The sequence below is a fragment of the Spirillospora sp. NPDC052242 genome (assembly GCF_040679555.1).
Lineage (GTDB): Bacteria > Actinomycetota > Actinomycetes > Streptosporangiales > Streptosporangiaceae > Spirillospora.
Genome location: NZ_JBFAUZ010000044.1, coordinates 1 through 10650, shown reverse-complemented (window position 1 = coordinate 10650; position 10650 = coordinate 1). Strand labels below are relative to the sequence as shown.

Genomic DNA, 10650 nt, shown 5'->3' with positions numbered 1-10650 from the left:
AACGACAACACCATGGCCACGCTTGAGATCCGCGACCTCCACGTCTCCGTCGCCGAAGGCACCGACGGGACCAAGGAGATCCTGCGCGGGGTCGACCTCACCGTGCAGGCCGGCGAGACCCACGCGCTGATGGGGCCGAACGGCTCCGGCAAGTCCACCCTCGCCTACGCGGTCGCCGGGCACCCCAAGTACGAGGTGACCGCCGGCACCGTGACGCTCGACGGCGAGGACGTCCTGTCCATGAGCGTCGACGAGCGCGCCCGCGCCGGGCTGTTCCTGGCGATGCAGTACCCGGTCGAGGTGCCGGGCGTGTCCGTCTCGAACTTCCTGCGCTCGGCCGTCACCGCCGTCCGCGGCGAGGCCCCGAAGCTCCGCGAGTTCTCCAAGGAGATGAAGGCTGCGATGGACGGGCTGTCCATCGACCCCGCGTTCGCGCAGCGCTCCCTCAACGAGGGCTTCTCCGGCGGCGAGAAGAAGCGGCACGAGATCCTCCAGCTGGAGATGCTCAAGCCGAAGATCGCCGTGCTCGACGAGACCGACTCCGGCCTCGACGTCGACGCCCTCAAGGTCGTCTCCGAGGGCGTGAACCGGTTCTCCGCCGCCCCGGGCACCGGCGTCCTGCTGATCACGCACTACACGCGCATCCTGCGCTACGTGAAGCCGGACTTCGTGCACGTGTTCGCGCACGGCCGGGTCGTCGCCGAGGGCGGCCCCGAGCTCGCCGACCAGCTGGAGAACGAGGGCTACGAGAAGTACGTGAAGGCGGGCGCGTCGGCATGACACTGCTGCCCGAGGAGCTGAAGAAGGACTTCCCGCTCCTGCAGCGCACCGTCCGGGGCGGGCGGCCCCTGGTCTACCTGGACTCGGGGGCCACCTCGCAGAAGCCCGTCGCGGTGCTGAACGCCGAGCGGGAGTTCTACGAGCGGCACAACGCGGCGCCGCACCGCGGCGCCCACCTGCTCGCCGAGGAGGCCACCGAGGCCTACGAGAAGGCGCGCGCGTCCATCGCCCGGTTCGTCGGCGCGACGCCCGGCGAGATCGTGTTCACCAAGAACGCCACCGAGGGCATCAACCTCGTGGCGTACGCGATGAGCAACGCCGCGACGGCCGGGCCCGAGGCCGAGCGCTTCCGGGTGGGCCCCGGCGACGAGGTCGTGGTGTCCGAGATGGAGCACCACGCGAACCTCGTCCCGTGGCAGGAGCTGTGCCGCCGCACCGGCGCGACGCTCCGCTGGTTCGGGATCACCGACGAGGGCCGTCTCGACCTGACGGACCTGGACGACCTGGTCGGCGAGCGCACGAAGATCGTCGCGCTGACGCACCAGTCGAACGTCCTCGGCAGCGTCACGCCGGTCGATCGCATCGTGGAGCGTGCCCACGCCGTCGGCGCGCTCGTCCTGCTGGACGCCGCGCAGTCGGTCCCGCACCAGCCGGTGGACGTCCGCGCCCTCGGCGCCGACTTCCTCGCCTTCTCCGGGCACAAGATGCTCGGCCCCACCGGCATCGGCGTGCTGTGGGGCCGCCGCGAGCTCCTCGAGGCCATGCCGCCGTTCATCACCGGCGGTTCCATGATCGAGCTCGTGCACATGGAGTCGTCCACGTTCATGCCGCCGCCGCAGCGGTTCGAGGCGGGCGTCCCGATGACCGCGCAGGCCATCGGGCTCGGCGCGGCCTGCGACTACCTCGCCGACATCGGCATGGACCGGGTCCACGCGCACGAGGAGGCCCTCGTCGCCTACTCCCTCGAGCGGCTGTCGGAGATCCCCGGTGTCCGGATCATCGGCCCGGGCACCACCGAGGCGCGCGGCGGGGCCGTGTCGTTCACCGTCGAGGACATCCACCCGCACGACGTCGGCCAGGTGCTGGACGACCTCGGCGTCGAGGTCCGCGTCGGGCACCACTGCGCGTGGCCGATCTGCCGCCGGTTCGGCATCCCCGCCACCACCCGGGCGACGTTCTACCTGTACAACACCCTCGCGGACGTGGACGCGCTCGCCGACGGGGTGCGGCAGGCGCAGAAGTTCTTCGGAACAGCCTGAGGGCCGCCCCGGTTGTAGCCAGAAAGGCTTGGAAAGGACGACATGCAGCTGGAGGCGATGTACCAGGAGGTCATCCTGGACCACTACCGCAATCCCCTGCACAAGGGCTTGCGGGAGCCGTACGAGGGTGAGGCGCACCACGTCAACCCGACGTGCGGCGACGAGGTGACGCTGCGCGTCCACCTGGACGGCGACGGCCGGGACGCCACGGTGGCGGACGTCTCCTACGACTCCATGGGCTGCTCGATCAGCCAGGCCAGCGCGTCGGTGATGGCCGACCTGCTGATCGGCAAGTCGGTCAAGCAGGCCATGGAGGTCGGCGACGAGTTCCTGGCGCTGATGCAGTCCCGCGGCCAGGACGTCGAACCGGACGAGGACGTCCTGGAGGACGCCGTCGCCTTCGCCGGGGTGTCGAAGTACCCGGCACGGATCAAGTGCGCCCTCCTCGCCTGGATGGCGTGGAAGGACGCGACCGCCCGCGCACTGGGAGAGGCATCATGAGCGAGACGACCGAGACCGCCGAGACGACCGAGACCGAGGGCGTCGAGACCGCCGAGGCCGCCGAGGCCGCCGAGGCCGCCGAGGCCGCCGCGCCCGGCACCGGCGCGGACGCCGCCGCCGAGGAGGAGGTCCTCGAGGCGCTCAAGGACGTCGTCGATCCCGAACTCGGCATCAACGTCGTCGACCTGGGCCTGGTGTACGGGGTGAACCTCGACGGCGGCGTCGCCACCCTGGACATGACGCTCACCAGCGCCGCCTGCCCGCTCACCGACGTGATCGAGGACCAGGCGCACAGCGCCCTGGACGGCCTGGTGCAGGACGTCAAGATCAACTGGGTGTGGCTCCCGCCGTGGGGCCCCGACAAGATCACCGAGGAGGGCCGCGACCAGCTCCGCGCCCTCGGCTTCAACGTCTGACGCGCATCCGCGGAGGCCGCGCCCCACGCCGGGGCGCGGCCTCCGCGCGTCTCCGGGGACGGCGATCGCCGCCCCTCCGTGCGCCCGCCGCCGTGGCGTTTGCGTAGGGTCGTCCGATGTGAAGGATGCATTTCCCGACAGCGATCCCGAGCTCGTGGCCCGGCGCGCGGCCTCGTTCGGCGGCGACGCCGCGGCGTACGCGGCGGAGCGGCCCGACTATCCGGCCGCCGCGGTGCGGTGGGCGCTGGAGCCCCTCGGCGGACGGGCGCCGCGGGTGCTCGATCTCGGCGCGGGCACCGGCAAGCTCACCGGCGTCCTCCTGCGGGACGGCCTGCGCCCCGCGGACCTCGTGGCCGTCGAACCCGATCCGGCGATGCTCGCCGAGCTCCGCCGCGGGCTCCCCGGCGTGCGCGCCCTGCGGGGCGGCGCGGAGGAGATCCCGCTCGGCGACGCGAGCGTTGACGCGGTCCTGGTCGGGCAGGCGATGCACTGGTTCGACCTCGACCGGGCGTTCCCCGAGATCCACCGGGTGCTCGCGCCGGGCGGGGTGCTCGCGGGGCTGTGGAACCTGGACGACGACCGCGTGCCGTGGGTCGCGGGGCTGCAGGAGGTCGCGCGCAGCAGCGTGTCGCTGCGGCGGTGGCGGCCGAAGACGATCCCGCCGACGCGGTGGTTCCCGGAGATCGAGCGGGCCGAGTTCCCGCACGCCCAGCGGCGGACGGCCGAGTCGATGGCGGCGACCGTCGGCACGCACAGCCACGTGCTGGTGCTGGACGGCGCCGAACGCGCCGAGCTGCTCGGGCGGGTGCGCGACTACCTGCGGGGGAGGCCCGAGACGGCCGCGGGCGAGTTCGACCTGCCGATCGTCACCACGGCCGTCCGGACCCGGCGGGGCTAGCGCTTCGCCTCTTCCGGCGCCTTGGACGGCCACAGGGTGTGGCTGACGGGCCAGATCGCCCAGATCGCCAGGACGACGCCGAGGCGGGCCGCCCACTGCCAGAGGGCCGCGGTGCGCTCGGCGTCGCCGACCATGGCGATCATGCCGACGAGGAGGCCGCAGGCGATCGCCGTGGCGGCGGCCGCCTTGCCGAACTCGCGCCACTCGTACCGGGTGCGCGCCCGGCCGCCCTGCGGCTTCCCGCGCGGCGGCGGGCCGTCCGCGAACCGGTGCGCGAAGCGCTCGTCGGCCCAGCGGACCATGCTGTGCCCGAACGCGATCGAGTAGCCGAGGTACGCGGCCGACAGCCCGTGCGCGAAGCCCGCCTCGCCGCCCCGGCGCAGGTCGAGGACGGTCGCGACGAGCAGGACGACGTCGATCAGCGGCACGCAGAGCAGGAGCAGCCCGCCGAGGCGCCGCCTGCGCAGCGGGTAGCGGGCGAGCAGCCCGGCGCCGAGGACGACCCAGAAGCCGATCTCGCACGCGGCGATGATCGCGATGAGCACGGCGTCACCGGTCCCTGGAGAGGGCCGCGCCGGCGGCGTAGAGGGCCAGGCCGAGCAGGCCGAGGCCGATTCCGGCGAGCGGCTGGTGGGCGTCCGTCCACTCCAGAACGTCCATCTGGTTCCCGCCGAAGGCGTGATTGACGATCGAGAGCAGGCCCGCGATCGCGACGATGGTTCCGATGGTGCGCACTGCACGTTCCTTCCGACTGGCGTTACCCCTCGATCGTCGAACACGCGGGGGGCCGGATTCGTCGTCTGCGGTGAGGTTTCGCGGGTCGTCCGAAGGATGTACGCGCCGCCCTCACATGGGTGGAAGCACCACGGGCGCGGAGGTGCTGAGATAGGGGCGTGCCGTCATCCGCCCGCCGCCTCACCACCCCGCAGGACGCGCTCATCGCCGCCGCGGCGCTGGTCGGCGGCCTGCTGATGATCCTCGCGGACGGCTACGTCAAGTGGGCGGACGCCTGGCTGCCCAACCTGGCGCTGCGGTGCGTCCCGCTGGTGGGCCTGTGCGCGGCGATGCTGCTGCGGCGGACGGCGCCCCTCACCGGGCTGGCGGTGGCGACGCCGTTCAACTTCCTCGACGTGGCGATGGGGCCGAGCCTCGCCACCTTGATGATCTACGGGGACGCGCTGTACGCGGCGAGCCTGTACGGGCGGCGCCGGACGGCCGAGTGGCTCCTCGGCGTGACGGTCGCGGCGACCCTGGCCGCCACGGTGGCGGTGGGCGTCCTGCTGGGCGGCGTCTCCATCGCGGTGCTGCTGGGCGCGGTCGCCGGGATCACCTGGGTCGCGCCGGTGCTGACCGCGATGGCGGTCCGCGAGCACCGCTTCCGGGCGGAGGCGGAGCGGCAGCGCGCCGAGCAGGTCGCGCGGCTCGCCGAGCTCGACCGGCGCGCCGCGGTGGGCGCCGAGCGGGCCCGGATGGCGCGGGAGCTGCACGACGTCGTCGCGAACCACCTGAGCGCCGTGGCGCTGCACTCGTCGGCCGTCCTGAAGGTCCGGGACCTGGACCGGGAGACGCTGGAGCGGTCGCTGGAGGTGATCCGGGAGAACAGCGTGCAGGGGCTGGCCGAGATGCGCCGGATGATCGGGCTGCTGCGCGACGGCGACGGCGGCGAGGCCGATCCGCCCGCGCAGCCGCGGCTGTCGGAGCTGGAACGGCTGGTGGCGCGCACGTCGCGCGCCGACCTGTCGGCCCGGCTGCGGATCGCCGGGGAGCCGCCCGAGCTGCCCGCGGCGGTGGAGCTGGCCGCGTACCGGATCGTGCAGGAGTCGCTGACGAACGCGCTCAAGCACGCCGGTCCCGGCCGCGCCGACGTGCTGGTCGAGTACGGGCGCGACGGCCTGACGATCGACGTGCTGAGCCCGCTCGGGGCCGAGGACGCGCGGCTGCCGGGCACCGGCAGCGGACTGATCGGGATGCGGGAGCGGGCGACGCTGCTGGGCGGGCGGTTCGACGCGGGCCCCTGGCCGGAGCCGGACGGCTCCCGCTGGCGGGTGCGCGCCGAATTGCCCGTGGACCCGCCCGCCGAGAGGGAGACGACCTGATGATCGACGTGCTGGTGGCCGACGACCAGGCGGCGGTGCGCGCCGGGCTGGTCCTCATCCTGGGCGCCGCGCCGGGCGTGCGGGTCGTCGGCGAGGCCGGCGACGGGGAGCGGGCCGTCGAGCTGGCCCGCGAGCTGCGCCCGGACGTGGTGCTGATGGACGTGCGCATGCCGCGGCTGGACGGCATCCGCGCCACCCGGGAGATCGCCGGGTTCACCGACGTGCTCGTGCTGACGACGTTCGACCTCGACGAGTACGTGTTCGGCGCGCTGCGGGCGGGTGCGGCCGGGTTCCTGCTCAAGGACGTCGACGCCGACCGGCTCGTCGACGCGGTGCGCACGGTGGCGGCGGGGGAGGGCGTCATCGCCCCGAAGGTGACCCGGCGGCTGATCGGCGCGTTCGCCGCGCGCCCGGCGGTGCCGGAGCCCGTCCCCGGGCTGGCGGAGCTGACGCCCCGCGAGCGGGACGTCTTCCGGTGCCTGGGCGAGGGCATGTCGAACGGGGAGATCGCGGCGCGCCTCGACATGGCCGAGACCACCACCAAGACGCACGTCAGCCGCATCCTGGCGAAACTCGGGCTGCGCAGCCGCGTCCAGGCGGCCATCCTCGCGCAGGAGACGGCCGCCGACGGCCCGGCGGACCCCGGCCGTCCCCCGCATCCCGGCTGACGCCCCCGCCCCGCCGTACGCCCGCTCAGCGCGCCGCCGGCCGGTCCATGCGGACGGTGCGGCGCACTCGGCGCCGCGCCGACCGGGGCGCACGCGCGACGTGCCCGGCGCGCGGCGGCCGGGGGCGCCCGGGGCCGGTGCCGGTCAGGGGGACAGGCCGCGGATCAGGTCGGCGACCCGGACGATGCCGAGGCAGCGGCCCACCTCGTCCACCACGACCAGGTCGTCGTAGACCCGCTCGTCCTCCCGGCCCGCCGCCCGCAGCGCCGCCACCGCCGGGACGGTGCGCGGCACCGGCCGGGGCGGATCGGCGAGCCGCGCGGCCGGCCGGTTGGCGTGCAGCGCGTGCCCGTAGGGTCCCGACAGCCGCAGCAGGAAGCGCGTCCGGTCCACCGTGGCGTACGGGCGCTGCCGGTCGTCCACCAGGACGATGCTGGTGACGCCGCTCTCGGCGTTCAGCGCGTCCAGCACCTCGTCGGCGGTCGCCGTGTGCGGCATCGTGATCGCCGGCAGCGTGAACTCCGACACGCGCGGCCCGAGCGAGGCGTACGGGAGCTGCGCCGCCGGCTCCTCGCGCGCCGCGACGGGGACGCTGACCGGCATGCCCGGCCGCCACTCCGGCCCGGCCAGCACCGGCCCCTGCGCGAGCCGGGCGCCGAGCCCGCGCAGGTGCAGCACCTGCTCCTGGGTCTCCAGGCCCGGCGCGAGCACGTGGGTCTCCAGCCGGTGCGCCAGGTCCATCAGGCTCGCGGCCAGCGCGGAGCGGCGCGGCTCGCCGGGCGCCCGCCGGGCCAGGTCGGCGTCGAGCTTGAGCAGGTAGGGGGCGACGTCGGCGAGCAGGTCCAGGGGCGCGTGCGCGGCGCCGAGCCCGGCGAGCCCGACGAGGTAGCCGGCGCGGCGCAGCCCGCCGAGCGCGGCCGCCACCGCGGGCCGGATGCCGGGCGGGAACCCGCCGGTCGCGCACAGGATGATCTCGTTCGGGCGGCGTCCCGTCGAGCCCAGGCCCTGGTGCAGGTCGGACAGGACGTGCTCGCCCGCGGCGAGGGTCTCGGCGCGCAGGCCGATCAGCAGCGGCAGCCGCGTGCCGAGCTCCGCCGCCGCGCCCGCCGCGTCGACCGCGCGGCGCACGTCGTCGGCGGCCGGGTCGGGCCACATCGCGGGCGTGGAGGGCGCGGCGTACGGGTCGGCACGGGGATCTCCGGCCGGGTCCGGGAAGGGCCCGGCGGACGTGTCCGCGGTCGGGCCCGCGTGCGCCTCCACGGCCACGACGGTGCCGGTGCCCAGGTCGACGACCGGGTGGAACACCGCGCGGGCCGGGAGAAGTACATCAAGGGCTGACACATCCGCATGATGCCGCCTCTAAACGCCCGAAACCACAGTTGTCAGGAACTGTTAACGCATAATTTGCCAGGTCAGGCGTGCCCCGCATGATCATAAACGATGATCACAGGTCGCGTCCTGCGAACAGCGTCGCCAGCAGGTAGGTGACGCCCGCGAGGGCGGCGAGCCAGGCGTACGGGGCGATCTCGGCGCCGCGCAGCGCCTGCACGATCAGCGCCGCGACGATCGCGACCGTCAGCACGTCCCCGGTGACGGCGGCGCCGCGCCGGTGCGCGCGCGTCCGGTGCCCGGTGCCGAAGCCCTCGCCGAGCGCCGGGCCGGCGTCGTGCCGGCGGTGCGCCAGCAGCCCCGCATACCCGGCGAGCGCGCAGAGCGCGACCAGGCCGGTGCCGGTGCGGCCGTCGGCGGCGAGCACGGCGCCGACCACGACCGCGGCGGCCAGGACGAGGCCGGGGACGGCCCACCGGCTGATGCTGCGGCGTTCGGGAGCGATCCACATGGGGGCCATCCTCCCCGATCACCGGGCGGTCCCACCCGCAACGCGCCGGGCCGCTCGAGGTCGATGCCTGTGGTTGGGCGGGGGCAGGCCGGTATGTTATCGGCCCGTGGCGCAATTTCGATTGAACGGCTCCAAGATGCTGGCCGTCGATCTCGCGGGCGAGTCGATCAGGGCGCTGAACGGCTCCATGGTCGCCTACGAGGGACAGATGGCCTTCAAGCGGCAGGGCATGAGCGGGGGCGAGGGGCTGCGGGGCGCGCTGAAGCGCAAGATCGCGGGCGAGAGCATGACCCTCATGGAGATCAGCGGCCAGGGCACGGTGTACCTGGCGAGCGAGGCGACCGAGGTGACGCTGGTCCGGCTCGCCGGCGACACCCTCTTCGTGGAGTCCGAGAGCCTCCTCGCCCTGGACGGCGGGCTGCAGACCGGCGTCCACTTCGTCGGGCTGCGCGGCATGGGCACCGGGCAGGGCCTCGCGACCACCAAGGTCGACGGGCACGGGACCGCGGCGATCCTGTCGGACGGGCCCGCGATCGCCCTCGAGGTGACGCCGCAGGCGCCGCTGAGCGTGGACCCGCACGCCTACGTCGGGCACATCGGGCAGCTCAAGCAGGACGTCGTCACCGACGTCAACTTCCGGACCGTCCTCGGCCAGGGGTCCGGGGAGAGCGTCCAGTTCCGGTACCAGGGGCACGGCCTGGTCTACGTGCAGCCCGCCGAGCGCGGCGGAATTCTGGAGATCTGATGCCGGGATACCAGTCGATCAACCCCAAGATGCTCCAGGTGCGGGTCGGGCCGGGGCGCGAGGTCTACAGCAGGCGCGGCGCGATGCTCGGCTACACCGGCCCGGTGTCGTTCGCGCCGTCCTCCACCGCCGGGCAGGGCCTCGGCCAGACGCTCGGACGCGCCGTCGCGGGCGAGCGCACGTCGATGATGCACGTCACGGGGCAGGGCGAGGTGATGTTCGGGTACGCGGGCATGGAGGTCACCACGGTCGAGCTCGACGGCTCCGACACGCTGTTCGTCGAGGCCGACCGGCTCCTCGTGCACGACGCGACCCTGCAGGTCGGGACGATGTTCATGGGCGAGCAGGGCGGCGTCCGCGGCGTCATCCGCGGCGCGGTGACCGGCCAAGGCCTGTTCACCACCACCCTTACGGGACAGGGCTCCTGCGCGCTGCTGTCGCACGGCGGCGTGATGGAGATGCCGATCGCCCCGCAGCGTCCCGTCCACGTCGATCCGCAGGCGTACGTCGCCCACCGCGGCCAGGTGCAGAACAAGCTGAGCACCGCCGTCGGCCTCCGCGACCTGGTGGGCCGCGGCTCCGGCGAGGCGTTCCAGCTCGAGCTGAGCGGCTCCGGCGTCGTCTACGTCCAGGCCAGCGAGAGGAAGATCTGACCGTGACCAGCTACGGCACGCAGACCTGGAACGCCGGCACGCTTCCGGTCAACGACAACGTCAACCCCTACGCCTTCAGCGTCGACCTCAACGGGCAGTGGTTCGCGCAGAAGGGCAAGATGATCGCCTACTACGGGCAGATCAGGTTCGAGGCGCTGTCGGCCGGTCCCCTCGACGCCCTCGTCGCGCACACGTTCAACTCGCCGCTCTACGCGCAGGACTGGATCGTCGCGCAGGGCCAGGGCAAGCTGCTGCTCGCCGACCGGGGCTTCGACGTCAACTCCTTCGACCTCGACGACGGCAACCTCACGGTCCGCGCCGGCAACCTGCTGGCGTTCGAGCCCGGCCTGGAACTGAAGCAGTCGATCATCCCGGGCTTCCTCACGCTGATCGGCACCGGCCGGTTCGTGGCCGCCTCGAACGGGCCCGTCCACTTCGTCGAGCCGCCCGTCCGGGTCGACCCGCAGGCGCTGCTCGGCTGGGCCGACTGCCCGTCGCCCTGCCACCACTACGACCACTCGTACATGCGGGGGGTGCTCGGCGCCGCGCGGGCCGCGTTCGGCATCGGGGGCGCGTCCGGCGAGGAGCACCAGTTCGACTTCACCGGCCAGGGCACCGTGCTGATGCAGTCGTCCGAGGTCGTGATGAACGAGGACGTCCTGCTGCGCGACCTCGAGGGCCAGATCGGGATGGTCGGCGCGTCCGGGCTGCAGCGCCTCCAGCACACGATCAACCAGCGCCTCGCCGCCGAACGCCAGCACGATTGACCGGCCGGCCGGTGCCGGACGGACGCG

At 73.8% G+C, this 10650-nt stretch carries 14 protein-coding genes; 10 read left to right on the top strand and 4 right to left on the bottom strand.

What is annotated here, in order from left to right; translation table 11 throughout:
- Nucleotides 1–12: 12 nt before the first annotated feature.
- The 5 genes from sufC to AB0L25_RS30245 all read left to right on the top strand — a co-directional run bounded on the left by sufC (nt 13) and on the right by AB0L25_RS30245 (nt 3854).
- Nucleotides 13–780, top strand: coding sequence for a Fe-S cluster assembly ATPase SufC (gene sufC, locus AB0L25_RS30265; RefSeq protein ID WP_500176135.1), 768 nt, complete (start codon nt 13–15; stop codon nt 778–780).
- The gene (locus tag AB0L25_RS30260) at nt 777–2039 is read left to right on the top strand and encodes a cysteine desulfurase (RefSeq protein WP_500176134.1); all 1263 of its coding nucleotides are present in this window, start codon (nt 777–779) and stop codon (nt 2037–2039) included. The genes sufC and AB0L25_RS30260 overlap by 4 nt, the downstream gene beginning before the upstream one ends.
- Nucleotides 2040–2081: 42 nt before the next feature.
- A complete protein-coding gene (gene sufU / locus AB0L25_RS30255) occupies nt 2082–2540 on the top strand; it encodes a Fe-S cluster assembly sulfur transfer protein SufU (protein WP_026406032.1) in 459 nt (152 codons plus the stop codon).
- Nucleotides 2537–2956 carry a metal-sulfur cluster assembly factor gene (locus tag AB0L25_RS30250; RefSeq protein WP_500176133.1) on the top strand — a complete coding sequence of 140 codons (420 nt, stop codon included), beginning with the start codon at nt 2537–2539 and terminating at the stop codon, nt 2954–2956. The genes sufU and AB0L25_RS30250 overlap by 4 nt, the downstream gene beginning before the upstream one ends.
- 118 nt (nt 2957–3074) lie before the next feature.
- Entirely contained in the window at nt 3075–3854 is a 780-nt protein-coding gene (locus tag AB0L25_RS30245; protein ID WP_500176132.1) for a class I SAM-dependent methyltransferase, read from the top strand.
- On the opposite strand, the gene AB0L25_RS30240 is transcribed toward AB0L25_RS30245, so the two are convergent.
- Nucleotides 3851–4399 carry a hypothetical protein gene (locus AB0L25_RS30240; protein ID WP_500176131.1) on the bottom strand — a complete coding sequence of 183 codons (549 nt, stop codon included), beginning with the start codon at nt 4397–4399 and terminating at the stop codon, nt 3851–3853. The genes AB0L25_RS30245 and AB0L25_RS30240 overlap by 4 nt on opposite strands.
- Before the next feature lie 4 nt (nt 4400–4403).
- Nucleotides 4404–4589 carry a hypothetical protein gene (locus tag AB0L25_RS30235; protein WP_500176130.1) on the bottom strand — a complete coding sequence of 62 codons (186 nt, stop codon included), beginning with the start codon at nt 4587–4589 and terminating at the stop codon, nt 4404–4406.
- A gap of 158 nt (nt 4590–4747) precedes the next feature.
- Between AB0L25_RS30235 and AB0L25_RS30230 the strand changes: the two genes are divergently transcribed.
- A complete protein-coding gene (locus AB0L25_RS30230; protein ID WP_500176129.1) occupies nt 4748–5950 on the top strand; it encodes a sensor histidine kinase in 1203 nt (400 codons plus the stop codon).
- Complete coding sequence (locus AB0L25_RS30225; RefSeq protein WP_500176128.1) at nt 5950–6618, top strand: response regulator; 669 nt, start codon at nt 5950–5952, stop codon at nt 6616–6618. Before AB0L25_RS30230 ends, AB0L25_RS30225 begins: the two co-directional genes overlap by 1 nt.
- Before the next feature lie 144 nt (nt 6619–6762).
- Here AB0L25_RS30225 and AB0L25_RS30220 read toward each other — a convergent pair whose 3' ends face one another.
- The gene (locus AB0L25_RS30220) at nt 6763–7959 is read right to left on the bottom strand and encodes an EAL domain-containing protein (protein WP_500176127.1); all 1197 of its coding nucleotides are present in this window, start codon (nt 7957–7959) and stop codon (nt 6763–6765) included.
- Between the two features lie 103 nt (nt 7960–8062).
- Nucleotides 8063–8458, bottom strand: a complete 396-nt coding sequence (locus AB0L25_RS30215) for an ABC transporter permease (protein ID WP_500176126.1) — start codon at nt 8456–8458, stop codon at nt 8063–8065.
- Between the two features lie 106 nt (nt 8459–8564).
- On the opposite strand from AB0L25_RS30215, the gene AB0L25_RS30210 reads away from it, so the two are divergent.
- Genes AB0L25_RS30210 through AB0L25_RS30200 form a run of 3 tightly spaced genes read left to right on the top strand, consistent with a single transcriptional unit; the run spans nt 8565 to nt 10623 of the window.
- The gene (locus AB0L25_RS30210) at nt 8565–9203 is read left to right on the top strand and encodes an AIM24 family protein (RefSeq protein WP_500176125.1); all 639 of its coding nucleotides are present in this window, start codon (nt 8565–8567) and stop codon (nt 9201–9203) included.
- A complete protein-coding gene (locus AB0L25_RS30205) occupies nt 9203–9856 on the top strand; it encodes an AIM24 family protein (protein ID WP_500176124.1) in 654 nt (217 codons plus the stop codon). The genes AB0L25_RS30210 and AB0L25_RS30205 overlap by 1 nt, the downstream gene beginning before the upstream one ends.
- A 2-nt stretch (nt 9857–9858) precedes the next feature.
- Nucleotides 9859–10623 (top strand): AIM24 family protein, encoded by a 765-nt coding sequence (locus tag AB0L25_RS30200; protein WP_500176123.1) that lies wholly within the window; start codon nt 9859–9861, stop codon nt 10621–10623.
- The last annotated feature ends 27 nt before the right edge of the window (nt 10624–10650 follow it).